The sequence below is a fragment of the Micromonospora sp. CNZ297 genome (assembly GCF_007827625.1).
This window is the reverse complement of the sequence record NZ_VISU01000006.1, coordinates 198,215-221,037: the sequence shown is the minus strand read 5'-3', so window position 1 is coordinate 221,037 and position 22,823 is coordinate 198,215. Positions and strand designations below refer to the sequence as shown.

Genomic DNA, 22,823 nt, shown 5'->3' with positions numbered 1-22,823 from the left:
TCAGCCCTTCATCTGCGCGACGGGCGGCGCGCTCTCGTCACCGGTGAGCGACTTCTGCGCGGTCGCCGTGAAGGCGGTGCCGCTGCCGGAGAGCTTGGCCTGGTACATCGGCTGGAGCAGGGCGTGGTCCTCGGCGCGGATCTTCATGGTGCCCTTGACGCCCTCGAACTCCCAGCCCTCCAGCGCCTTGATCATCTTCTCCACGTCGTCGCCGCCCTCCTGCACGGCCCGGACGACCATCTGCGCGGCGGCGAACCCGTCCGGGTGGAACAGGTCGAGCGTGCCGCCCGGCACCTTCGCCTTCGCGGCCTTGGCGGCCTCGGTGTCGCTGGCGCCGTCGAAGTAGTGCGACAGGAACGAGATCTTGCTGCCGGCCGCGCCGAACGTCGGCCACGAGGCACGGATGTCCAGGCCGGTGACGACAGTGGTCGAGGCGAGGACGCCCTGCTGGTCGAGCGTCTGCCACATGGCGCCGGCGGTGGTGCCCGCCCAGGCGACGAAGAGCAGGTCCGGCTTGGCGGCCTTGATCTGGCTGGCGAACGGCGTGAACTCGGTGGCGCTGGCCGGGGCCCGGACGCTGCTCACGTTCGCGCCCGCACCGCCGATGACGGCCTTCACGGCGGCCTCGTTGGCGTCGCCGAACGCGCCGTCCTGCGCGAACACGACGACCTTCTTGCCGCCCGCGTCGCCGATGAACGACCGGGCGGTCACCACGTCCTGCCACGACTGCCGGCCGGAACGGAACGTGTACTTGTTCGCGCCGGTCACCGCGTCGGTGGCGGCCGGGCCGGAGATGAACAGCACCTTGTTCTGCGCGGCGATCGGCGCCACCTGGAGCGCCACCCCGGAGGAGGTGGACCCGGCGATGATCTTCGTACCCTTGCCGATCAGGTCCTTCGCGGCGGACACGGCCTTGGCCGGGTCGCCCGCGTCGTCGGCCTCGGTCACCTCGATCGTGCGGTCACCGACCTTGCCGGTGCCCTTGGTGGCGAAGTCGAGGCCCGCCTTGAAACCCTCGATGTACTGCTTGCCGTAGCTGGCGAGCGGCCCGGACTGGGAGTAGACCAGACCGACCTTGACCGGGGCGGCGTCGCCGCCGCCGGATGCGGTGTCCTGCGGGCTGCCACAGGCCGTGGCGGCCAGAGCGACCGCCACCGAGGTGGCGGCGGTAAGGAACACCCGTCGCGTGTGCCGGATCGTCATTGCGACTCCAGGTGAGGACAGGGGGAATGTCAGTTGTCGGCTCACGCTAGAAGTGACGTCACCCACGGGCTATGTGGTCGGCGCACACAAGTACCTGTGACGGGATGGCCGCACGTTACAACGCCGGACATCGCCACGTAACCGCACCGACCCGGGATGGCCGCCCCCACCACGCGCACCTCGCCGGCAATGTCGTCCCACGCCATCGCGCGCCGGTCACCGCCCGCCGCACTCCCCGTCGTGGTCGGCCGCCCGAGCGCACCGCCGCCCACCGTCGCGCGGGCGGTCACACCAGACCCAGTGGCGTACGGACTGCTCGTCCTCCCGTGACACGGTGGTCCCGGCGCGCTCCACGTCGGCCAGGAACCCGAGCGCCCGGCAGATGGCCCGCGCGAACCCCCGCGCGCCGTCGAGGTCGGCCGCGAGCACCGGCAGGTGTACGACGAACCGCTCCCGGCTCACCGCTGCGTACCCGGTGTGAACCGGGACTGCCAGCTCTTGAGCGCCGCCTTGATGCGCGTGTTCTCCTCGGCGTAGCGGGACGCGTCGCGCCGGGCCAGCGCCAGGTCACCCGCCACCCGGTAGAGGAAGGCGTGCACCTCCGCCGGGTCGAGCCCGTGCCGCACGGTGCGGAACCGCCGCTCGCGGATCTGCCCGACACTCAGCGGCCGGCACGACTCCGAGCGGTACCAGCCCTGGTTCGGCTGCCGCCCCTTGCCACGTCGCCGGGTCGGCTGAAACAGGTTGAGCACGTTGCGCACGCCGATCCTCCTCACCGAGCCGTGGAGGCGACCCGCCCGCAGACAGGGGACGCGGGCGGGCCGCCGACCCCGAGACCGCAGCCCGTTCGGCGGTACGACCCCGGAGCCCAATCCGGGTCCGACTCCCGAGGTTTGCCGAACCAACCGGAGCCGGACGCGACTCAACCTACACCAGTATCTGGTTATGCGCGAGCCTCCACTCTCGACGTGCTGGGCAACTTGTTGCAGTTACTTGTGCAGGTAGGGCAGGATCGGATTCGCCGAACCAACCGGAGTCCCCACCATGCCCACAGCAGAAGCACCGTTCCGCCGTATCGCCAACGACATCGCCGCGAAGATCAAGAGCGGCGACCTGAAGCCGGGCGACCGGCTGCCGTCAACCCGCGAGTTGGCCGAGACCTACGGCGTCCACATGAACACCGCCTATCGGGCGATGTCGTTGCTGCACGATCGCGAGCTGATCACCGGACAGCCCGGCCGAGGCACCTACGTAGCCGAACCCCCGAGCTGATCAACTCCACTACGCCGAAGTGGCGGCATCATCGCGCCCGGAAGCAGCCACTTCCCCGAAGTGGCGCCCGCCCCGCGCGACAAGCCCCGCCCACCACCGCCCGCACCACCGCCACCGCCGATCTTGGAGTTGTGGTGCCTAGGATGTCCGGATTAGGGCGCTCCGTGAGGTGCCACAACTCCAAGATCGACGAAGCGGGGCGAGATCTTGGTACGGAATGGCCCTTGGAGGGGCCGTTTCGTACCAAGATCTCGGGGTCGGCCGAGCGCGACGGGGACCGGGGAAAGCGCGGACGGGGTGCCCGCCGGAACGGCGAGCACCCCGTTTCAGCGGAGCAGGGTCAGCGGCCGGCTCGGGCGGCCACCGCCGTGTCGGGGTGGTCGCTGAACACGCCGTCCAGGCCCAGGTCGAGGAACAGCTCGTACTCGGACGTGATGTCACCACGCGCGTTCGGGTCGGTGCCGATGCGGAAGTCCGCCGGCAGGAACTGGTTCTCGGCCCGGAACGTCCACGCGTGCACCACCAGCTTCTGCCGGTGCGCGTCGCGGATCACCGAGGTCGGCGCGAGCAGCCGGCCGGCGGAGTCCCGGGGCACGATCAGGTTCTTGTTCAGGCCCACGCCGTCGGCGTACCGGGAGATCCAGGCAAGTCCCGCGGGCGTGGCCAGGTCCGCGTAGGTCCGCTTGTCTCCGCCCGCGACGAAGTCGTAGGGCGCGCCGCTCGCGTCCATGAGCTGCACCAGCCGTACGTCGATCATCTTGTCGAGCTTGCGCAGGTTGGCGGTCTCGAAGCTCTGGACGAACACCGGGTCGGCGCGGTGGGTGAGCCGGTTGCGGCGCAGCACCGCCACCAGCGGCTCCTCCAGCGGGCGGCCGATCGAGGCGAAGTAGGTGGGGTGCTTGGTCTCCGGGTAGACGCCGATGGTCCGGCCCCGGGCCTTCGACTCGGCCCGCGCCAGGTCGATGACCTCCTGGAACGTCGGGATCTCGAACCTGCCGTCGAACGCGGTGTTCGCGACCCGCACCTGGGGCAGCCGCTCCTTGGCCCGCAGCGTCTTCAGTTCGGCCAGCGTGAAGTCCTCGGTGAACCAGCCGGTGACGATGAATCCGTCGATGGTCTTCGTCGCCTTGCGGCCGGCGAATTCGGGGCGGGCGGCCACGTCGGTCGTACCGGAGATCTCGTTCTCGTGCCGCGCGACCAGGACGCCGTCCTTGGTCGAGACCAGGTCCGGCTCGATGAAGTCGGCGCCCTGGCGGATGGCGAGCCGGTAGGCCTCCAGGGTGTGCTCCGGGCGGTAGCCGCTCGCGCCGCGGTGGCCGATCACGATCGGCCGCTGGGCCGCGGGGGCACGCTCGGCGCGGTGGTCCGGGCCGGCCTGGGCGGCCACGGCCGGCACCACCACAGCGGCCGCCGCGAGCAGCGCGCCGGCCACGCCGAGGGTGGAAAGGGTACGTCGCAACGCCGTCTCCTGTCGTCGATGGGTACGCACAGCAGACCGGTCGTGGTTGACCGCCAGTTGGTCGGTTCCTGACCTGCCGGTGAATCTCCGGACGGAAGATGACGGGATGCGCCGCCTGCTCCGGAAGCCCGTACGGCTGGTGCCGTTGGGGTTCCTGGCGGTGATCCTGGCCGGCACCGGTCTGCTCATGCTGCCCTGGGCCACCAGCGAGCAGCGGTACACCCCGTTCGTCACCGCGCTGTTCACGTCCACGTCGGCGGTGTCGGTGACCGGGATGGCGGTGACCGACACCCCGAACTACTGGAACGGCTTCGGCCTCGTGATGATCACCGTGCTGACGCAGATCGGCGGTCTGGGCATCCTGACCGGGGCGTCGCTGGTGATCCTGGCGGTCTCCCGCCAGCTCGGCCTGCGCAACCGGCTGCTCGTGCAGGCGGAGACCGCCGAGTTCAGCCTCGGCGACGTACGCCGGCTGCTGCTGCGCATCGCGGCGACCGTCTTCGCGACCGAGGCCCTGATGACGGCGGTGATCGCCACGCGCCTGTTCCTGGCGTACGACTACCGGCCGGGCCGGGCGCTCTGGTCGGCGGTGTTCCACTCGGTCCAGGCGTTCAACAACGGCGGGTTCGCGCTCTACTCCGACGGCCTGATCGCGTTCTCCCGAGACGGCTGGGTGGCGCTGCCGCTCAGCATCGGCGCGATCATCGGCGGGCTGGGCTTCCCGGCGCTGTTCGAGGCGGTACGCGAGTGGCGGCAGCCGGCGCGCTGGGCGGTCGCCACGAAGCTGACCGTGTGGGGCAGCGTGGTGCTGATCGTCTTCGGCGTCGCCTACCTGCTGATGGCCGAGTGGGCCAACCCGTTCACGATCGGCACCTTCGACGTGCAGGGCAAGCTGCTGGCGTCGTTCACGCAGATCGCGTTGAGCCGAACCGGCGGCTTCGACGTGATCAACGTCGGGCAGCTCACCGACGAGAGCTACCCCATGCTGATCGGCCTGATGTTCATCGGCGGCGGCAGCGCCAGCACCGCCGGCGGCATCAAGGTCTCCACGTTCTTCCTGCTCGGCTTCGCCATCTGGGCCGAACTGCGGGGCGAGCCGGACACCACTGTCGGGCGCCGCCGGGTGGCGGCGGCGAGCCAGCGGCAGGCGCTGACCGTGGCGCTGCTGAGCGTGGCGCTCGTGGCCGGCGGGACGGTCGGCCTGATCGCGCTGACGTCGCACATATCGTTCTCGGCCGCGTTGTTCGAGGTCACCTCCGCGTTCAGCACGACCGGCCTGACCGTCGGGGTGTCCGGGCAGCTCTCCCCGCCGGGCCAGTACGTGCTGACCGCGCTCATGTACATCGGCCGGGTCGGGCCGCTCACCTTGGGCTCGGCCATCGCGTTGAACACCCGTCACCGGCTGTACCGCTACCCGGAGGAGCAACCCATTGTCGGCTAGACATCCGGAGGAGACAGGCATCGCGGTGATCGGCCTGGGCCGGTTCGGCACGCGCCTGGCGGAGTCCCTGTCCCGTCTCGGTTACGAGGTGCTGGCGATCGACCGCGACCCGGCCCGGGTCCAGCACTGGTCGGCCGACCTCGACCGGGTGGTCCAGGCGGACAGCACCGAGGAGGTGGTGCTGCGCCAGCTCGGGCTGGCGGACTTCCGCCGGGTCGTGGTCGCGATCGGGGCTTCGCTGGAGGCGAGCGTGCTCACCGTCCTGGCGCTGGCCGAGCTGGGGATCGAGCAGATCTGGGCGCGGGCCACCTCGGAGAAGCACGCGAAGATCCTGCACTCGGTCGGCGCGCACCACGTGGTCTTTCCCGAGGCGGAGACCGGCGAGCGGGTGGCGCACCTGATCGTCAGCCGGATGCTCGACTTCATCGAGTTCGACGACGACTTCGCCATCGCGAAGATCAAGGTGCCCGCGCCGCTGGTCGGGCGGTCACTGCGCGACATCGCACCGCAGGACCGGTACGGCGTCATGGTGGTGGGCGAGAAGCAGTCGGGGCAGCCGTTCCGTTATGCCGGGCCGGACACGGTGCTGCAGGCGGACAGCGTGCTCATCGTGGAGGGCGGCATCACCCAGGTGCAGCGCTTCTCCGCGCTGACCTGACGACGGCGCCGACCTGACGACAGGTCTCGCCTGTCAGCCCTTCTTCGGACCCTTGCCCTTGCCGTGCCCACCCCCCTTCGGCCGGTCTACTTTGCTTTTCCCTTGCCGTTCTCCTTGCCCTTGGGCTTCGGCGCGGCCTTGGCCTTCGGTTTCGCCGGCGCCGGTTTGGCCTTCGCCGGTCCGCTCTTGGCGGTGGTCTTGGTGCTCGGCTTGACCGGCGTCTTCACCGGCGGCGCGGTGGTCGGCGCCGAGCCGGCGATGCCGGAGACCTGTACGCCGCAGGTGCTGTCGCCGAGCGTGAACTCGACAGGCAGCGTGTTGCTCCCGGTGTAGCGGCCGGCCAGCGTCAGCTTCGTCGACGCGCCGGGGGCCAGCGCCGGGTCCGTCGCCGGTGCGGCGATCGAGACGGTACGCCCCACCTGACGTGCCGTGGGCTGGGCCGTGGTGACCGTCTGCTTGCCGGGGAACGTGAAGTTCATGGTCCAGCCGCGCAGTTCCCGGTCGCTGGTGTTGGTGAGCGTCAGCTCGGCGGAGAAGTCCTTGCCGGTGTCGCGGCGCAGCGAGTAGTCGACAGCGCACGGGATCGTCTCGGGCAGGCTCATCCGCGCTTCGGTCGGCTCCACCCCGCCGCTGGCCGGGCTCCGCGACGTCAGCCCCCACAGGGTGGCGGTCACCGCGACCAGGCCGACGGTGGCCACTCCGGCCTCCACCTTGCGCCGCCGCGCCACCGCCCGCCTGGTGCGGGTACGCACCACCGAGAACGGCAGCGCGTCGGTCTCCGCCGACCACGGCAGGATGGTGGTGCCGGCGTTCTCGGCGAGCGCCGGGTCCATCCGGCCGAACGCCGGCGACACCGGCACGATCGCCGCGATGCCTGCTGCCTCGGCGAGCGTACGGGCCACCTCGGCGGTCGCCGGGCGGTCCTCGGGACGCTTGGCCAGGCACCGCTGCACGAGCGAGGCGACCGGCTCGGGCAGCCCCGGCACCGCAGGCATCGGGTCGGGGTCGCGGTACATGTGGGCGCGCAGCATCTCGGTGGTGGTGCTGGCCTGCCACGGCAGGCGGCCGGTCAGCATCCGGTAGAGCAGCAGCCCGACCGCGTACACGTCGGTGGCCGGCGAGACGTGGCCGTTGTCCAGCCGCTCCGGCGCCAGGTACGCGGGCGTACCGAGCAACGCGCCGTCCGGCCCCTTGTCGCTCTCCCCCACCAGCGCCGAGATGCCGAAGTCGACGACCTTCACGCCGGTCGGGGTCAGCATCACGTTGCCCGGGGTCACGTCCCGGTGCACCACACCGCGGGCGTGCGCGGCGGCCAGCGCCGAGGCGACCTCCGCGCCGATGGTCATGGCCTCCCGCCAGGGAAGCTGCCCGTCGCGGCCGAGCCGCCCGCTGAGCGGACCGCCGTCGACCAGCTCCATCACCACGTACGGCACGGTCAGGCCGACCTGCACGGACTCGCCGTAGTCGTACACGTTGGTGATGTTGGGGTGGCACAGCCGCGCGGCGGCCTGCGCCTCCACCCGGATCCGGTGCCGGAACGCCTTGTCGCTGGCCAGCCGCGAGGCCAGCACCTTGACCGCCACCTGGCGGCCCAGCACCTCGTCGTAGCCGCGCCAGACGACCGACATGCCGCCCGCACCCAACTGCTCGACGAGCCGATATCGCTCGCCGAGCAGTTGCACGCCGTTCCTGACCGGTCCACCCATGGTCGGTCCTGTTGCCCGAAGTGGGCCCCGGTACACCTCAGCTGTCGGAATCGGTCAGGAAGTTCACCCGTTCAGGCGGTCGCGAGCAGTTGGTCCACCGGCGCGTAGTCGTCGGTGAGCACCATCGCGTCGCCCACCCACTCGGTCACCGCCGCCTCGTCCATCAGCGCGGCCGGCTCGGGCAGCAGCTTGAGGCCGGGCGGGATCGCGGCGAGCGGCAGCGGCGCGTCCGAGGCGACGATCACGAAGTTGGCGCCCTGCCTCCCGTCGATCGCGCCGGGCGGGGCGATCAGCGCGACGTGCGCGAACTCGGCCTTCACGGTGGCCAGCTCGGCCCGGATGAACCGGCCCGGCGGGTAGTCGATGACGTTCTGCACGTAGATCCCGTCCGGGCGCAGCACCCGGCGGATGTCGGCGGCCATCTCCCGGGTCGCCAGGTGCCACGGCACGACCAGGTGGCCGAACGCGTCGCCGACGATGAAGTCGCGGCTGTCGGCCGGCTCGCCGCGCAGCAGCACCCGCGCGTCACCCACCTCGGCGCGCATCTGCGTGCCGGTACGCAGGCCCAGCTCCCGCCGGTCCAGCTCGACCAGGCCGCCGTCGAGTTCGAACACCAGGTTGTCGCTGCCGGGCCGGGTCGCGGCCAGGTAGTGCGGCACCGTGAAGCCGCCGCCGCCCAGGTGCAGCGCGTCCATCGGCTGCTTCGCCGGCCGCGCCACGTCCGCGACCAGGCCGATCCACTGCGTGTACGCGTACTTGAGGTGGGTCGGCTCGCCCAGGTCGACGTACGAGTGCTCGGCCGAGTTGAGGTAGAGCGTGCGCCCCTGCGGCCAGGACGGGTCCACCTCGACGCGGGCGCAGTGGTACGCGGTCTCCACGTCGCACGGGTTCGGCGCCGCGGCGGTGAGCCCGGCGGCGGCGAGCCCGAGCAACGCCAGCGCGGCCTTGACCCGGCCCGGCGCGGACAATCCGCTCGGGCCGGCCTGCCGTCGCAGCCAGAAGCCGAGCGCCAGCCCGGTCACGCCGAGCACGGCGGCCAGTCCCAGCACGATGACGGTGCTGGACAGCGCCGCCACCAGCACGAAGCCGGTGCCGAGCGTGGCGGTGATGCCGCCGAGCGTGCCGATGCCGGACAGCTTGCCCACCACCTGCCCGGTCCGGCGCAGGTCGGCGAGCTGGAGCTTCACCACGAGCGGGGTGATCCCGGCCAGCAACGCGGCGGGCAGCAGGACGGTCAGCGCGGTCAGCAGGAGCACCGCGCTCGCCGCGCCGCCGCGCAGCGCCTCACCGGCGTACCTGACGATGGGCAGCGTGATTGCGGTGGCGATGCCGGCCAGCACCAGCGCCGGAGCCAGCAGGGTGCGCGGGTCACGCCGGTCGGCGAGCCAGCCGCCGAACCACGCCCCGTACGCGATGGCGGCGAGCGCCATGCCGATCACCGAACTGGTCACCTGGAGGGTCACCCCGACGTACGGGCCGACCAGGCGCAACGACACGGTCTCCAGCACCAGCACGGCCCCGCTGGAGAGGAAGACGAGGAACGCGGCGAGCCCGTTGGGCAGGGCCCGGGGTGGGACCGGGGCGTCGGCCGCCGGTCCCGCGATGACGTCGGACGATGTGCTGCTCACCGTGGCGATGCTACGCAGCGCTCGCGGCGGGCCGGGTCAATACATCGAGATGTGAACATGGTTTGTGTGGTCCGCCGCCGGGCTGCCGCCGCCGCTGTACGCCCGCCAGCCGGTGTTCGGCATCCAGATCTGCCGATACCAGATGACGTACATGATGCCGAGCCGGTTGGCGTTGTTCTTCGCCCAGGCGGCGAGGCTGTCGCCGTACGCCTTGTCGCCACCGGTGGCGGTCTTGTCCTCGAACCCGCCGCTGGCCGCGGAGAAGTCGCAGGCCCGGCCCTTGGGGTGCTCGCCGCCGCCACCGCTGCGGTGACACGAGGCGTAGCGCTTGTAACCGGCCGACTTGGCCTGCTGGAGCATGTGCAGCGTGCGCGGGGTGATGCAGCCGGACGCGGGCGTCGGGTCGTCCACCGAGCAGGACTCCGACGGCCACGAGCCGTCCGAGTTGCGCGGCGCGGGCTTCGCCGACGAGGAGGTGCCGTTGAACCCGGACCCGGCGCCGGAGCTGACCTTCGCCAGCGCCACCTCGGCGTCCTTCTTCTTGCGGGCCTGCACGGCGACCTGCTTGGCCTGCTCGCGCACCTCGGCGTCGATGGCGAGCTTCGCCTCGGCCGCCTGCGCCTTCGCGTCGGCCAGTTCCCGCAGCCGCTTGCTGTCGCGCTGGGCCATCACGTCCAGCTCGGCCGCGCGCTTGAGGAAGTCGTTCGGGTCGGCGCTGGCCAGCAGCATCGACGTCGCGGTCAGCCGGCCCATCCGGTACGACTGCGCGGCGACCTCACCGGCCTGCGCGCTGAGCCCGACGAGCCGTCCCTCGATGTCGGTGAGCTGGGCGGCGAGCGCCTTCTGCCGGCGCTTGGAGTTCTCCAGCTTGTTCTGGGCCTCGATGTGGCCCTTCGCCGCCGCCTCCAACGCCGCCCGCAGCTGCTTGCTGCCGCCCTCGTTCGGGGCGTTCGGGCTGGGTACGGCGGCGGCCGGGCCGGCGGCCACGCCGGAGCCGAGCAGCACGGCCACCGCGGCGAACGCGGCGAGCAGCGACCGCCGGACGCGCCGGCCGGTAGGGCTGGTCCTGGGCACGTGTTGGTCCTTCCGTCGACCGCCGGCCCCCGTACACCGAGCGGCGTCTCCGCCGGCGCCGGACGGCGGCCTGCTGGCGGAGACCGCCGGTCACGATACCGGACCACGCGCGACACGCCAGGCCGGCGACGGCGTACGGCCTCCGACGTCGACGCAGCGTGCCGTGCCCGTCGCGCAGCGCCGCTCAACCGCCCAGCAGGGCGGCGCTCACCTCGTCCCAGATCTCCGGGCTCGCCGCCACGAGCAGTCCCCGGCCCTCGTCGGCCGGGTGGTAGTCGGCACCGTCGAACCGGCGGGCCACGCCACCGGCCTCGCGCACCAGCAACGTGCCGGGCGTGTGGTCCCACGGCAGGGTGCGCCAGAACAGCACGAACTGCTGCTCGCCGGTGAGCACGTCCAGGTATTCCCGGCCGGCGCAGTGCTGGCCGGGCAGCAGCTCACCGATGCGGCGACCGCCCTCCTCCACCCGGCGGCGGAAATCCGGGGGCAGGAACTTCGTCGCCGCGGTGCCGCGCAGCGCGCCCACCCTCGGCTCGGCCCGCGGCGCACCCAGCGACGCCCCGTCCAGCCGGGCGCCGGCGCCGAGCCGGCCCGCCGCCATCGTGCCGTCGAGCGGGTCGTACACCCAGGACGCCACCGGTACGCCGTCGGTGAGCAGCGCCGCCATCAGTGCGAACGGCCGCCTGCCGGCGGCGAAGTTGGAGGTGCCGTCGACCGGGTCGACGAGCCAGACGTCGCCGCTGCCGCGCAGGTGCCGCAGCAGGTCGGGATCGTCGGCGACGGCCTCCTCGCCGACCACCACCGAGCCGGGACGCAGCCGCCGCAGTCCCTCGGAGATCAGCGCCTCGGCCTCGCGGTCGGCGACCGTGACCACCTCGCCCGGTGCCTTCTCGGAGATGTCGGACGCGTCGAGCCGGCGGAACAACGGCACGACGACCTTGGCCGCCGCCTCCCGCAGCAGCGCGCCGACGTCGTCCAGCAGCGGGTCAGCCACGCGGCGGCAGCTTGACCACGCTGACGAAGAACTCGTCGATCTGGCGGACCACCGAGATGAAGCGCTCGAAGTCCACCGGCTTGGTCACGTAGGCGTTGGCGTGCAGCTGGTAGCTGCGCAGGATGTCCTCGTCGGCCTGCGAGGTGGTGAGCACCACGACCGGGATGCGGCAGAGCTGCGCGTCCTTCTTGATCTCCTTGAGCACCTCCCGGCCGTCGCGCCGGGGCAGGTTCAGGTCGAGCAGGATCAGGTCGGGCGTCACCGCGTCCGCGTACCGGCCCTCGCGGCGCAGGTAGGCGAGCGCCTCGGCGCCGTCGGAGACGACGGTGAGGCGGTTGCGGAGCTTGTGCTCCTCGAACGCCTCCTGGGTCATCAGCACGTCACCGGGGTCGTCCTCGACGAGCAGGACCTCGATCGGGCTCTTGCCGTCCGCGGGCGCGGTCATCCCACCGTCTCCTTCATGCCACCGTTTGTACCGTGTCGGTCCGCCTGCGCGGGCGGCTCTTCGCGTGCCTCGCCGTCCGGCTGCCGCCCGGCGCCCGCCGGGTCGGTCTCGGCGCCCCCGGCGGCCGGCGTTCCGGCCGGCTCCGCGGCGTCCCCGTCCGCGGCGTCCCCGTCCGCTGCCGCCTCCGCCGCCTTGGCGGCCTCGATGTCGGCCTCCAGCGCGGGCAGCGTGAACCGGATGGTGGTGCCCTCGTCGGCGTCGGTGTCCACCCAGACCCGGCCGCCGTGATACTCCACGATCTTCTTGACGATGGCCAGTCCGATGCCGGTGCCCGGGTACGCGTCCTTCGAGTGCAGCCGCTGGAAGATCACGAAGATCTTGTCGGCGAACTCCGGTTCGATCCCGATGCCGTTGTCCCGGCAGCTGATCTCCCACTCGCCGTCCACCAGCCGCGCCGACACGTGCACCTTCGCCGGCACGTCGGGCCGGCGGAACTTCACCGAGTTGCTGACCAGGTTGACCAGCAGGTTGGTCAGCAGCGGCTCCTCGCCGCGGATGGTCGGCATCTCGCCCCAGGTCAGCTCCGCGTCGGCGTACTGCAACGCCGCCTCGGTCTGCCCCGCCACGTCGCCCATCACCTTGTTCAGGTCGACCTCGGTGAAACCGGTGGTCAACCGGCCGATCCGGGAGAACGCCAGGAGGTCGTTGATCAGCCGCTGCATGCGCTGCGCGCCGTCCACCGCGAACGCGATGTACTGGTCGGCCCGCTCGTCGAGCTGCCCGGCGTACCGCCGCTGGAGGAGCTGGCAGAAGCTCGCCACCTTGCGCAGCGGCTCCTGGAGGTCGTGCGAGGCGACGTACGCGAACTGCTCCAGGTCACGGTTGGACCGGGTCAGCTCCTCGGCCTGCTTCTGCAGCTGGCTGTTGACCCACTCGATGCGCTCCCGCGCCTCGCGTACCTCGTCCAGCTCCCGGGCGATCTTCATCCGCATCTGGTCGATGTCCTCGGCGAGCCGCCGGAACTCCGGCGGGCCGGAGCCCTCGATGTGGTGCCGGTAGTCGCCGTCGGCCACCTCGCGCACCTGACTGACCAGGGCGGCCAGCGGGCGGATCAGGATCCGGTCCAGCGAGAGCAGCATGACCACGCCGGCCGCCGTCACCACGAGCGCGGCGATGATCAGCAGCACGACGAGCGTGTTGCTGGTCGAGTTGACCCGGTCGGCGGTCTCCTCCCGGACGGTGAGGATCTCGTCCTGGAGCGTGTTCACCGACGCCCTGATGCCGTCGAACTGCTGCCGGGTCGCGTCCGTGATCAGCGCCTGGCCGGCCTCCGCGCCGTCCCGCTCGACAGTGGTGATGACCGGCTCGGCCACCTGGGCCCGCCACTGTGCGGTCTGCTGCTCGACCACGTCCAGCGACCGCCGCACGTCCGGGTAGTCGGCGGAGAGGTCCCGGATCGAGGTGACCAGGCTCTGCTCGCGCTTCACGCCCTCCTGGTAGGGCTCCAGGTCGCTGCGGTCGCCGTTCACCGCGTACCCGCGCACCGACGTCTCCTGGTCGAGCAGCACGCTCATCAGCTCCTGCGCCTGGACGCGCAGCGGGCCGGTCTTGAGCAGCACCGCGTCGATGTTCTCGCGGTTCTTCGCGGCGACCGCCGCCTCCGCGGCGGCCAGACCGAGCAGCAGCACCAGCACCACGCCGAGGAGCGCGACCACCCGCCGCCGCAGGGTCCACCCCTGCTGGTACGCCTTCACAGGTTCCTCCCCGTCGCCCTTCGCGCTCACTGCGTCATCTTCGTTCGCGACCGCGGAGCCGGCTCGGCGCTCACCGGCCGCTGCCCCGCGTGACCAGCAACATCGCCACGTCGTCGGCGAGCGGGCCGCCGTTTATCTGCTCGGCGCGCCCGACCAGCCAGGCGGGCAGCTCGGCCAGCGGCACCGCCCGGTTCGCCGGGTCGGCGAGCAGCCCGGTCAGGCCCGGAACGTCGAGCCGTTCGTCACCGCCGTCCACCCGGCCCTCGATCAGGCCGTCGGTGTACATCAGCAGTGACCAGTCGTCGGTGTCGAACTCCAGGTCGAAGGCGACCGGGCGGCGCGGGCGTACGCCCAGAAGCAGCCCGCCCTTGGCCGGCACCGGCGCTACCTTGCCGCCGCTGAGCAGCAGCGGCGGCGGATGACCGGCGAGGCGTACGGTGGCCCGCGCCGACGCCAGGTCGAGCCGTGTGGTGGCCACCGTCGCGAAGATCTCCTGGAGGCGGCGCTCGCTCATCAGCACCTGCTCCAGCGCGGGCAGCACCTCGTCGTCCGGCACCCCGGCCAGCACCAGGGCCCGCCAGGCGACGCGCAGTTCGACACCGAGCGCCGCCTCGTCCACGCCGTGCCCGCAGACGTCGCCGACGATCAGGTCGATCCGGTCCGGCTGGGTCTGCACCACGTCGTAGAAGTCGCCGCCGATCAGCGCGGCGTGCCGGCCGGGCCGGTAGAACGTGTGCACCGACACCTCGTCGGTGGTCATCAGCGGCTGCGGCAGCAGGCCGCGCTCCAGGCGGGCGGACTCGGCCTGGCGCAGCTCCACCTCACGCAGCCGGCGGGCGTTCTCGTCGGCCCGCTTGCGCTCGACCGCGTACCGCAGCGCCCGGGTCAGCAGGACACCGTCGACCTGGCCCTTGACCAGGTAGTCCTGCGCCCCCTCGGCGACCGCGACGATGCCCAGGTGCTCGTCCGAGCGGCCGGTCAGCACGCAGACCGCGGCGCCGCTGGCCATCTCCAGCACCCGGCGCAGCCCGTCCAGGCCCTGCGCGTCCGGCAGACCCAGGTCGAGCAGGACGCAGTCCACGCCCATCACCCGCTGCCGGGCCTCGCTGAGGCTGGTGGCGACCAGCAGGTCGATCATCGAGTTGGTCTCGGCGAGCAGCTCACCGACCAGGAAGGCGTCGCCCTCGTCGTCCTCGACCAGCAGCACCCGCAGCCGCTCGCCCGGCGGTACGCCGCCGTGCAGCCCTGCCCCGGCCGACGGCACGCGGACGGCACCCGACATGCCGGAACCCCGCTGCGGTCGGGTAACCGCCGCGAGTCGCGGGAGTTCGCTGGTGATGTCGGGCTCCTTCCGAATGCCCTGCTGATCCTGACTCAGACAACAGTCGCACACCGCGCGACCGCTGCCGGTGCGGCGGAGCGTGTGACACGTCCATCCGGACAGCGGCACGGTCGACCCACGATGTTACGCCGCAAGCGGTGTCACACCGGCAGCGCACCGACCGGGGACTGCCGCCGCAGGCCCCGGGGGTGCAGGATGATCCCCACCCCGTAGATCCACCCCGAGGAGTCCCCGTGGGCGCACCCCCCACCCGCCCCGCCGACCGCGCGTTCACCAGGCCCCGCCGCCGGCCGATCGCCGCCCTGGCCGCGCTCGCCGCGCTGCTCGCCGTCGGGGCGGGCGTCCTGGTCGGCCTCTCCACCCCGGCACCGCGCCCGGCGGACGCGCCCGAGGGCGAGTTCAGCGCCGCCCGGGCGTTCCGGAACGTCGAGGTGATCGCGGCCGAGCCGCACGTGGCCGGCAGCGCCGCGAACGACCGGGTGCGCGAGCACCTGGTGGCGACGCTGCGCGGGCTGGGCCTTCAGACCGAGGTGCAGGACGCGGTCGCGCCCGAGGCCGGGCAGCTGTCCGGCGCGGCGGGCGGGGCGACGCTGGCCCGGGTCCGCAACGTGGTGGCCCGGCTCCCCGGCACCGACCCGACCGGGAAGGTGTTCCTGGTCTCGCACTACGACTCGGTGCAGACCGGGCCGGGCGGCAACGACGACGCCGCCGGCACCGCCGCGATCCTGGAGGTGGCCCGGGCGCTGACCACCGGCCCACGCCCCCGCAACGACATCGTCTTCGCGCTGACCGACGCGGAGGAGGCGTGCCTGTGCGGGGCCGCCGGGTTCGCCGGCGACCATCCGCTCGCCCGTGACGGCGGGGTGGTGCTCAACCTGGAGGCGCGCGGCTCCACCGGTCCGGTGATCATGTTCGAGACGTCCCGGAACAACGCGAAGCTGGTCGAGATCTTCGGCAAGGCCGCCCCGCACCCGGTGGGCACCTCGTTCGCGGTGGAGATCTACCGGGCGCTGCCGAACGACACCGACTTCACCGCGTTCCTCGACCGCGAGTTCGTCGGGCTCAACTCCGCGTACATCGACGGCGGCGCGATCTACCACACCCCGCTGGACGTGCCGGCCCGGATGGACCGGGGCAGCCTCCAGATGCACGGTGACAACGCGCTCGGCCTGGCCCGCGAGTTCGGCCGTACCGACCTGGGCGACCTGCGCGCCGGCCACGACGACACCTACTTCCCCGTGCTCGGCGGCCTGGTCCGCTACCCCGGCTGGCTGACCCTGCCGCTCGCAGTGGCCGCGCTGCTCGCTGTCGGCGCGCTCGGCTGGTTCCTGCGCCGCCGGGGCCGGGCCACCGCCGGCACGCTCGCCGCCGGCTTCGGCCTGACCCTGGTGCCGGTCGTCGTGGCCCCGCTCGGCGCGTGGCTGCTCTGGGCCGCGATCACCACGATCCGCCCCGGGTACGCCGAGCTGCTCGACCCGTACCGCCCGGTCTGGTACCGGCTCGCCGTCGTGGCGCTCGCCGCCGCGGTGCTGTTCTGCTGGTACGCGCTGCTGCGCCGCCGGGTCGGCCCGGCCGCGCTGGCGTTCGGCGGGCTGGCCTGGCTGGCCGTGTTCGGTGTGCTGCTCGCCGTGGCGGTGCCCGGCGGGGCGTACCTGACGACACTGCCGGCGCTGGCCGGCGCGCTCGCCGGTTTCGCCGCGCTCGCCACCCGCCGCGACGGACCGTGGCCGGTGGTCGCGGTGACGCTCGCCGCTGCGGTGGCAGTGGTGATCCTGCTGCCTCCGGTGGTGCTGCTGTTCCCGGCGCTCGGCATGGGCATGGGCGCGGTAGCCGCGCTCGTCGCGGTGCTGCTCGGCCTCGCCGTACTCCCGGTGGTGGACCTGCTGCACCCCCGGGCCGGCGGCCAGCGCGGCCTGCTCGCGCTGCGCGCACGCCGGCTCGGCGCGCTGCCCGCCGCGGCGGCCGCGCTGGCGGCGGTGGTGCTCGCCGGGGTCGGCCTCGCGGTGGACCGCTTCGACGCCGCGCATCCCGTGCCGACCCATCTGATGTACGCGCTGGATGCGGGCACCGGGAAGGCGGCCTGGCTGACTCGCGAGGAGAAGCCGCAGCCCTGGACCGACGGCTACGTCGACCGGAGCATCGCGGTGGCCGACGAGTTCCCCGGGCTGGGCAACGGCGAGATGCGCGCCGGACCGGCCACCGCCGCGCCGCTGCCCGCGCCGAAGGTGGAGACGCTCTCCGACACCCGCAACGGCGGCCAGCGTGTGCTGCGGGTACGGGTGGTGCCGCAGCGGCAGGTACGCCTGCTCACGATGCACGTCGACACCAGCACCGCGACGGTGCGGTCCGCCACCGTGGCCGGGCGGAACGTGCCGGTCGAGCCGGGCGACGGGAAGTGGGGATTCGGGGTCGTGTTCCACGCCCCGCCGCCGGAGGGCGTCGAGGTGACGCTGACGCTCGTGCCGCGCGGCGGTGCGGTGTCGGTGCGGGCCATGGACGCCAGTGACGGACTGTCCGGGGTGCCCGGGTTCCGGGAGCGGCCGGCGGGCGTGGGGGTTGTCGGCTCGCACAGCTCGGAGATGCTGGCGGTGGCGCGCACGTACCCGCTCTGACCACCGTTTGATCGACACCACCTCGCCGGAGTGGCGGTATCCGCGCGCCGGGATACCGCCACCTCGGCGTACTGGTTGTGGGTCAGCGCCGCCCCAGCACCTCGGCGACCCGCAGGAAACCGTCCGCGCCGTGGCCCAGCCCGACGGCCCGGCGGGCCATGCCCTCGGCCGCGCGCATCACCCCGGCGTCGATGCCGTGCGCCTCGGACGTGTGGACGATGTGGGCCATGGAGGACACGGCGGAGGTGATCGGGTTGCCGTCGCCGGGGAAGATCCCCGTGTCCATCTCCGCCGCACCCTCCTCGAAGATCGGCGGCAGGATCGCGGCGATGCCGGCGGCGAACGGCACGAGTTCCCGCGCCGTCACGCCCTCCGCCTTGGCCACCGCCAGCGCGTGCGCATAACCCGCCATCGCGGTCCAGAAGATGTCGAGCAGCGCGATGTCGTACGCCGCCGCGCGCCCGATCTCCTCGCCGAGGTGCGTGTGGGTGCCGCCCAGCGCGTCGAGCACCGGCTGGTGCTCCTGGTAGAGGCCGGCCGGACCGCTGTAGATGAGCACCGCGTCCGGGGTGCCGATGGTGGTGGTCGGCGTCATGATCGCGCCGTCCAGGTACCGGATGGCGTGTCCGGCCGCCCACCGCGCGGTGTCCCGGGCCCGGTCCGGGGTGTCGGCCGTCAGGCTGACGACCGTTCGGCCCGTGAGTGCGGCGGCCACCGCCTCGCGTCGCAGGATGGCGTCCGACGCGTCGTAGTTCACCACGCAGACCACAGTCAGCTCGCTCGCGGCGACCGCCTCCTCAGCGGTCCGGGCGCTCGTCGCGCCCCGCTCGACCAGCTCACGGTCCTTGCCGGGCGTGCGATTCCAGACCGTCGTCGGCACTCCGGCGCTCAGGAAGGCGCCGGCCAACGCACGACCCATCGGTCCCAGACCGAGCACCGTGACAGACTTGTCGGGATTGATGTTCACGCAGACTCCTCTTGTCGAACGGACGCAGATGACGCGCAGCCGGGCCCAGGATCTGAACGTCTGTGGAGTGACGGCCGCGATCGCAGTGATCGACGGCAAGTGGAAGACAGCCCTGCTCTGGCTGCTGGAATCCGGCCCGCGCCGCCCCGGAGAGCTGCGCCGGCAGCTTCCGGGCCTCACCGAGAAGGTGCTGACTCAGGCGTTACGGGAGATGGAGGGCGACGGACTGGTGCACCGGGAGGCGTACGAGGTGCTGCCGTTGAAGACCGAGTACTCGCTCACCACTTTTGGCCGCGAACTGGCCAAGTCGCTGGCACCTCTCTCCGACTGGGGCCACCGCCGCCTGGACAAACTCGCCGAAGCCCGCACCGCCTCCTGACCTGTCCTTTTCCGCCTCCACCCACAACCAGGTTCGTCGCGGTCGCGCACGCCGACAAGTACCCACAAAAAAGTGGCTACGCCTGTCGATCGACCGCGAGACTCGGGTCATGGAATTCTTCTGCTACCACCGCGATCGGCTCGGCTCGGCAACTCTGCGCCAGGAGCTGATCGAGGAGCACTGGTCCTACATGGACGGGTACGCGGAGCAGATGATCGCTCGCGGGCCGACCCTCGCCGACGACGGTTCACCGACCGGCAGCGTGCACATCCTGGCCCTGCCCGGCCCCGCCGCCGCCCGGGCGTTCGCCTTCGACGAGCCGAACTACCAGGCCGGCGCGTACCGGGACGTGATGCTGCGGCGGTGGCGGAACATGCTGGGCCGCACCATGTGGGACTTCCCCGGCGGCCGGACCGGCGGCAATCGCTACCTGGTTCTCGGCCTCGGTCCGGAGCAGGGGACCGGCCCGGTGCTGCCGCAGCGGCAGGACGAGCTGATCGCGTACGGGCCGCTGCTGTCCGACGACGGCGCGAGGTGGCTCGGTACGGCGGCGCTGGTGCGAGCGGCCGACCCGGACGAGGCTCGGGCGGTGCTGGCCGCCGACCGGTACGCCGACGTCGAGGTGCACAACTGGGTGTTCGGCGGCCGCCCGGCGTAACCGGCTACTCGTGATCTCCCAAGCGCAGCAGCCACTCGTCACCCAGGGATGCGACGACCAGGTTGCAATGATCGAACCGCAGCAGGAGACCTGCGGGCTGCGTCGTGCCGCCGTGGATGGGCGCGGCGTTCAGCAGCCGGTGCCCCGGCAGCAGCGCCAGCAGATCGGGACGTTGCGCCGGTCCGACGCGCGTCTCACCGAATTCCCCATGTCGTAGGCGACGTACGGCTCGGTGAACTGAAGGCGCAGCAACTCGCCGGCGGGGGCGATTCGCCGACTGGGACACGCCGCCAAGTATCCACGTGGCTAGGCTGGCGACGTGCCAAGCGATCTGGAGCGTGTGCGGCAGGCGCTGGCGATGTGGGACGGTTTCCCCGTTCACCGCGAGCCGCGCCCGATCGTGCTGACAGCGATGGGCGTCACGGCGCTCGACCGACTCATGGTGGACACGCAGTGGCGGTCGTTGTTCGACGCCCCCGGCGTTCCGGAGTCCGAGTTGCCGCCGGAGATCGCGCCGGCCGCCGTCGACTACTGCCGTGACGTGCAGAGCGGGGCGCAGAGACCGCTGGCGAACATCATCCGGGCGAACGGACCGTTCGCCACCGACCGAGGCACTCGCGAACTCCCGGCGTGGATGATGCACCCCGACGACCGGCGATGGCCGTTCATCGCTCTGGACCCGGACTTCGAACGTCGGATGACGTGGCGGCCACCCGGCGTAGGAGCCGCTCATCACGAGGAGGCCGTGCTCGCGCACGATGGGCGCACTCTGACGTTCCGGTTCATCGGAACGCCCGCGCAATATGCCGACTACCCAGACGCCGTGGTGTTCGAGACGGACACGGCGGTGCTCGTCGTACCGGTGGAGGTCGCCCGCGACGGAGACGGCTATCGGCTGGCCTACGCCGAGGAGCGCGAGGTGGTGGTGCGCCTGGCCGCTCCGCTCGGCAACCGGGTCCTGATCGGCATCGGGCACGGTCCCGGAACAACCACCTTCGGCCTCCCCATAACGGTGCTCACCGCGGCCTGACCGAGGTGAGCAGACGCGATGGCGCCACCACCCCAGAGCGCCTGAGCGTTGTCCGGTCTCGGGATCCACATGACAGATCGGTATCAGGACCTGCGTGACTCTCGGCGAGAGCGCGGAAGTGACCGGCTGTGCCGTCCGAGCACGTCAAGCCGTCCCGGGCGTTGATCGACGGCGTCTGCGCTCCCAACGGGCTCGTCGCTCGGCATAGGCACGCCGCGCATCCGACAGACTGACCGGCCGTTCGGCGTAGGCACGACGTGCATCCGTCAGACTGAGCGAACCGTTGGGGCCACCCCGCACCGTGTCAGCGTCCTCGTCGTCCTGCCCGTCGTCCTCCCAACCGCAGGCGAAGCAGATCTCGAACTGACCTCGCCCTTCGAGCGTCGGGTGCCGGCAGCAGGGACACGCGTAGGGTTCGCCACCCGCTTCAGCCACTACAGATCGCTGGTTCAACCCCTCGACGTACTGCTCAAACCACCTGGTGCGACTCGCGAGTTCTTCTGCGGACGGCCCCTCCTGCTTGCCGGCATGTTCGTCCATCCTCTGCACCTCACGTTGTCGATCGGGTTGACGTGGCTTGTATACCGCTACTTCCAGCGGAAGTGCACGAACAGCCGGCCGAAGTTCTTCGAGTCCTTCTCGACCCGGTGGTAGAGCTGCTTCACGTCCTTCTGGTCGAGGAAGCGCAGCACCTTCTTCTTCAGCGCGCCCGACCCCTTGCCCGGGATGATCTCCACGAGCGTGGCCTTCTTCGCCACCGCCTCGTCCATGATCCCGCGCAACGCGCGGTCGATGTCGTGGCCCTTGTTGTAGATGTCGTGGAGGTCGAGCTTGAGCTTCACGGTCCCATCCTAGGTACGCGGAAGGGCAGCCCGCCCGGGCTGCCCTTCCGCGTGATCAGTCAACGACCGACCTTGCCCTCCACCCGCCGCAGGGCGGTGGCGTAGTCGGTGTTCGTCGAGTACATCGCGGCAGCGATGCGCAGGTGCCGCAGCGCGTCCACGGGCCGGTTCATCCGCTCCAGCGTGCGGCCGAGCACGTGGTGCGCGTAGTGGTCGCTCGGGTCCCGGTCGACCAGCGCGCGCAGCTGCTCCTCGGCCCGGTTGAGCTGGGCCGACTGGAAGTACGCGCGGGCCAGCAGCTGCCGGACCGAGGAGTTGTCCGGCTCGGCCTCGATGATCGGTTCGAGCAGCCGGGCCGCTCCGGTCGGGTCACCCGCTTCGAAGAACATGGTCGCCCGCCGGTACTCCGCCAGAAGATCCACTCGACCCACCTCCTCGTGTCGCGCCAGGCCTTGGTCCGACGCTGGCACAACACCGGAGCAAGCGCGAGTGTTCCTGCGTTCGAAGATCAGGTGGTCGGGTCGTACCGGCCGCCGATCAGATCCCAGGCCCGGACACCACCGACGATTCCGGCCGTGTTCGGGACGATCACCACGTCGTCGCCCATCCGGGCCACCTGCTCGGGCCGGATCAGCCGGGAGTTGCCGCCGCCGAGATAGAGCCGGTCCCAGCGGAACACCGGCCGCAGGCCGTCCACCACCTGCCGGATCCGCCGCGACCAGAACGCGTCGCCGAGGCGCCGCCGTTCCGGCTCCCCCACGTACGTGTCGTAGGTGGTGTTCCACCGCACCGGCGCGTGCGACAGCTCCAGGTGCGGCGCCAGCACCCCGCCGTCGAACAGCGCGCTGCCCAGCCCGGTGCCGAGCGTCAGCACCAGCTCGCAGCCGGTCCCGGCGACCACGCCCGCGCCGTGCACCTCGGCGTCGTTCAGCACCAGCGCCGGCACGCCGAACGCCCCGGCCAGCGCGGTGCGCGCGTCGTACCCGGACCACTCGGCCAGCAACTCCGGGTCGACGCGGCTGCGCGGCCCGGAACGGGTCACGTAGTGCGGCGTCGCCACCACGACGCCGTGCCGGATCATGCCGGGCATGCCGACGGTGAGCCGGTCCGCCGTGGGCAGGCGGGCGCCGAGATCCAGCAGCGTCTTGACGAACAGGCCGGGCGGCAACGGGTACGGCGTGGGCACGCGCAACGGCCGCGCGCGCATGGTTCCGGCGGCATCCAGTACGGAGGCCTTGATCCCGCCGCCACCACAGTCGATCGCCAGTGTGGTCACCACGGCTGTGAGTCTCCCTCAGACCGGCGCCGCCGCGAGCGCGGGTCACGGTAATCCGGATGCGCCCGCCGGTAGGCTCGATC

24 protein-coding genes are annotated in these 22,823 nt (G+C 71.9%); 8 read left to right on the top strand and 16 right to left on the bottom strand.

Going from position 1 to position 22,823, the window contains the following annotated elements:
* From FB454_RS14045 to FB454_RS14035, 3 genes are all read right to left on the bottom strand, one after another.
* Positions 1–1,203, bottom strand: coding sequence for a substrate-binding domain-containing protein (locus FB454_RS14045; RefSeq protein WP_013288707.1), 1,203 nt, complete (start codon positions 1,201–1,203; stop codon positions 1–3).
* A gap of 216 nt (positions 1,204–1,419) precedes the next feature.
* Positions 1,420–1,665: a hypothetical protein gene (locus FB454_RS14040; RefSeq protein ID WP_064446649.1), complete on the bottom strand. Its 246-nt coding sequence runs from the start codon at positions 1,663–1,665 to the stop codon at positions 1,420–1,422.
* On the bottom strand, positions 1,662–1,964 hold the full coding sequence (locus FB454_RS14035) for a DivIVA domain-containing protein (RefSeq protein WP_145823039.1): 303 nt from the start codon (positions 1,962–1,964) through the stop codon (positions 1,662–1,664). The genes FB454_RS14040 and FB454_RS14035 overlap by 4 nt, the downstream gene beginning before the upstream one ends.
* Before the next feature lie 283 nt (positions 1,965–2,247).
* Here FB454_RS14035 and FB454_RS14030 point away from each other — a divergent pair, with 283 nt between their 5' ends.
* Positions 2,248–2,475, top strand: coding sequence for a GntR family transcriptional regulator (locus tag FB454_RS14030; protein ID WP_030269238.1), 228 nt, complete (start codon positions 2,248–2,250; stop codon positions 2,473–2,475).
* A gap of 340 nt (positions 2,476–2,815) precedes the next feature.
* Here the strand turns inward: FB454_RS14030 and FB454_RS14025 are convergent, their stop codons facing one another.
* The gene (locus tag FB454_RS14025; protein ID WP_145823038.1) at positions 2,816–3,934 is read right to left on the bottom strand and encodes a glycerophosphodiester phosphodiesterase; all 1,119 of its coding nucleotides are present in this window, start codon (positions 3,932–3,934) and stop codon (positions 2,816–2,818) included.
* 106 nt (positions 3,935–4,040) lie between these two features.
* Between FB454_RS14025 and FB454_RS14020 the strand changes: the two genes are divergently transcribed.
* Both FB454_RS14020 and FB454_RS14015 read left to right on the top strand, forming a co-directional pair.
* Positions 4,041–5,375: a potassium transporter TrkG gene (locus FB454_RS14020; protein WP_145823037.1), complete on the top strand. Its 1,335-nt coding sequence runs from the start codon at positions 4,041–4,043 to the stop codon at positions 5,373–5,375.
* Positions 5,365–6,033 carry a potassium channel family protein gene (locus FB454_RS14015; protein WP_145823036.1) on the top strand — a complete coding sequence of 223 codons (669 nt, stop codon included), beginning with the start codon at positions 5,365–5,367 and terminating at the stop codon, positions 6,031–6,033. The genes FB454_RS14020 and FB454_RS14015 overlap by 11 nt, the downstream gene beginning before the upstream one ends.
* An 86-nt stretch (positions 6,034–6,119) precedes the next feature.
* Here the strand turns inward: FB454_RS14015 and FB454_RS14010 are convergent, their stop codons facing one another.
* The 7 genes from FB454_RS14010 to FB454_RS13980 all read right to left on the bottom strand — a co-directional run bounded on the left by FB454_RS14010 (position 6,120) and on the right by FB454_RS13980 (position 14,916).
* The gene (locus FB454_RS14010; RefSeq protein WP_145823035.1) at positions 6,120–7,739 is read right to left on the bottom strand and encodes a serine/threonine-protein kinase; all 1,620 of its coding nucleotides are present in this window, start codon (positions 7,737–7,739) and stop codon (positions 6,120–6,122) included.
* Between the two features lie 71 nt (positions 7,740–7,810).
* Positions 7,811–9,367, bottom strand: coding sequence for a fused MFS/spermidine synthase (locus FB454_RS14005; RefSeq protein WP_071097679.1), 1,557 nt, complete (start codon positions 9,365–9,367; stop codon positions 7,811–7,813).
* Between the two features lie 36 nt (positions 9,368–9,403).
* Complete coding sequence (locus FB454_RS14000) at positions 9,404–10,441, bottom strand: VldE C-terminal domain-containing protein (protein WP_013288714.1); 1,038 nt, start codon at positions 10,439–10,441, stop codon at positions 9,404–9,406.
* Positions 10,442–10,625: 184 nt separating this feature from the next.
* Positions 10,626–11,435, bottom strand: coding sequence for an inositol monophosphatase family protein (locus FB454_RS13995; RefSeq protein WP_030269228.1), 810 nt, complete (start codon positions 11,433–11,435; stop codon positions 10,626–10,628).
* A complete protein-coding gene (locus FB454_RS13990; RefSeq protein ID WP_013288716.1) occupies positions 11,428–11,880 on the bottom strand; it encodes a response regulator in 453 nt (150 codons plus the stop codon). The genes FB454_RS13995 and FB454_RS13990 overlap by 8 nt, the downstream gene beginning before the upstream one ends.
* Positions 11,877–13,634 carry a sensor histidine kinase gene (locus FB454_RS13985; protein ID WP_145823078.1) on the bottom strand — a complete coding sequence of 586 codons (1,758 nt, stop codon included), beginning with the start codon at positions 13,632–13,634 and terminating at the stop codon, positions 11,877–11,879. The genes FB454_RS13990 and FB454_RS13985 overlap by 4 nt, the downstream gene beginning before the upstream one ends.
* 70 nt (positions 13,635–13,704) lie before the next feature.
* Complete coding sequence (locus tag FB454_RS13980) at positions 13,705–14,916, bottom strand: PP2C family protein-serine/threonine phosphatase (RefSeq protein ID WP_013288718.1); 1,212 nt, start codon at positions 14,914–14,916, stop codon at positions 13,705–13,707.
* A gap of 293 nt (positions 14,917–15,209) precedes the next feature.
* Here FB454_RS13980 and FB454_RS13975 point away from each other — a divergent pair, with 293 nt between their 5' ends.
* Complete coding sequence (locus tag FB454_RS13975) at positions 15,210–17,588, top strand: M28 family peptidase (protein WP_145753892.1); 2,379 nt, start codon at positions 15,210–15,212, stop codon at positions 17,586–17,588.
* 82 nt (positions 17,589–17,670) lie between these two features.
* Here FB454_RS13975 and FB454_RS13970 read toward each other — a convergent pair whose 3' ends face one another.
* Entirely contained in the window at positions 17,671–18,555 is an 885-nt protein-coding gene (locus FB454_RS13970) for an NAD(P)-dependent oxidoreductase (protein ID WP_145753889.1), read from the bottom strand.
* A gap of 28 nt (positions 18,556–18,583) precedes the next feature.
* Between FB454_RS13970 and FB454_RS13965 the strand changes: the two genes are divergently transcribed.
* From FB454_RS13965 to FB454_RS13950, 4 genes are all read left to right on the top strand, one after another.
* Complete coding sequence (locus tag FB454_RS13965; protein ID WP_145823034.1) at positions 18,584–18,934, top strand: winged helix-turn-helix transcriptional regulator; 351 nt, start codon at positions 18,584–18,586, stop codon at positions 18,932–18,934.
* A gap of 109 nt (positions 18,935–19,043) precedes the next feature.
* The gene (locus tag FB454_RS13960) at positions 19,044–19,592 is read left to right on the top strand and encodes a YciI family protein (protein WP_013288722.1); all 549 of its coding nucleotides are present in this window, start codon (positions 19,044–19,046) and stop codon (positions 19,590–19,592) included.
* 67 nt (positions 19,593–19,659) lie between these two features.
* Positions 19,660–19,809 (top strand): hypothetical protein, encoded by a 150-nt coding sequence (locus tag FB454_RS34860; protein WP_157547424.1) that lies wholly within the window; start codon positions 19,660–19,662, stop codon positions 19,807–19,809.
* A 123-nt stretch (positions 19,810–19,932) separates the two neighbouring features.
* Positions 19,933–20,622: a hypothetical protein gene (locus tag FB454_RS13950; RefSeq protein WP_244879683.1), complete on the top strand. Its 690-nt coding sequence runs from the start codon at positions 19,933–19,935 to the stop codon at positions 20,620–20,622.
* A 144-nt stretch (positions 20,623–20,766) separates the two neighbouring features.
* Here FB454_RS13950 and FB454_RS13945 read toward each other — a convergent pair whose 3' ends face one another.
* From FB454_RS13945 to FB454_RS13930, 4 genes are all read right to left on the bottom strand, one after another.
* The gene (locus FB454_RS13945; RefSeq protein ID WP_083791370.1) at positions 20,767–21,162 is read right to left on the bottom strand and encodes a CPCC family cysteine-rich protein; all 396 of its coding nucleotides are present in this window, start codon (positions 21,160–21,162) and stop codon (positions 20,767–20,769) included.
* Between the two features lie 47 nt (positions 21,163–21,209).
* A complete protein-coding gene (locus FB454_RS13940) occupies positions 21,210–21,464 on the bottom strand; it encodes a Smr/MutS family protein (RefSeq protein ID WP_013288724.1) in 255 nt (84 codons plus the stop codon).
* 59 nt (positions 21,465–21,523) lie between these two features.
* Positions 21,524–21,886 carry a tetratricopeptide repeat protein gene (locus FB454_RS13935; RefSeq protein WP_013288725.1) on the bottom strand — a complete coding sequence of 121 codons (363 nt, stop codon included), beginning with the start codon at positions 21,884–21,886 and terminating at the stop codon, positions 21,524–21,526.
* 86 nt (positions 21,887–21,972) lie between these two features.
* Positions 21,973–22,743 carry an ROK family protein gene (locus FB454_RS13930; RefSeq protein WP_013288726.1) on the bottom strand — a complete coding sequence of 257 codons (771 nt, stop codon included), beginning with the start codon at positions 22,741–22,743 and terminating at the stop codon, positions 21,973–21,975.
* Positions 22,744–22,823: the final 80 nt, after the last annotated feature.

What these genes read in the sequence shown, in the direction of transcription:
- FB454_RS13965 (WP_145823034.1), top strand. Translation starts at nt 18,584, where the DNA reads ATGACGCGCAGCCGGGCCCAGGATCTGAACGTCTGTGGAGTGACGGCC.
- FB454_RS34860 (WP_157547424.1), top strand. Translation starts at nt 19,660, where the DNA reads ATGATCGAACCGCAGCAGGAGACCTGCGGGCTGCGTCGTGCCGCCGTG.
- FB454_RS14010 (WP_145823035.1), bottom strand. Translation starts at nt 7,739, where the DNA reads ATGGGTGGACCGGTCAGGAACGGCGTGCAACTGCTCGGCGAGCGATAT.
- FB454_RS13980 (WP_013288718.1), bottom strand. Translation starts at nt 14,916, where the DNA reads ATGTCGGGTGCCGTCCGCGTGCCGTCGGCCGGGGCAGGGCTGCACGGC.
- FB454_RS13960 (WP_013288722.1), top strand. Translation starts at nt 19,044, where the DNA reads ATGGAATTCTTCTGCTACCACCGCGATCGGCTCGGCTCGGCAACTCTG.
- FB454_RS14045 (WP_013288707.1), bottom strand. Translation starts at nt 1,203, where the DNA reads ATGACGATCCGGCACACGCGACGGGTGTTCCTTACCGCCGCCACCTCG.
- FB454_RS14030 (WP_030269238.1), top strand. Translation starts at nt 2,248, where the DNA reads ATGCCCACAGCAGAAGCACCGTTCCGCCGTATCGCCAACGACATCGCC.
- FB454_RS13945 (WP_083791370.1), bottom strand. Translation starts at nt 21,162, where the DNA reads ATGGACGAACATGCCGGCAAGCAGGAGGGGCCGTCCGCAGAAGAACTC.
- FB454_RS14020 (WP_145823037.1), top strand. Translation starts at nt 4,041, where the DNA reads ATGCGCCGCCTGCTCCGGAAGCCCGTACGGCTGGTGCCGTTGGGGTTC.
- FB454_RS13990 (WP_013288716.1), bottom strand. Translation starts at nt 11,880, where the DNA reads ATGACCGCGCCCGCGGACGGCAAGAGCCCGATCGAGGTCCTGCTCGTC.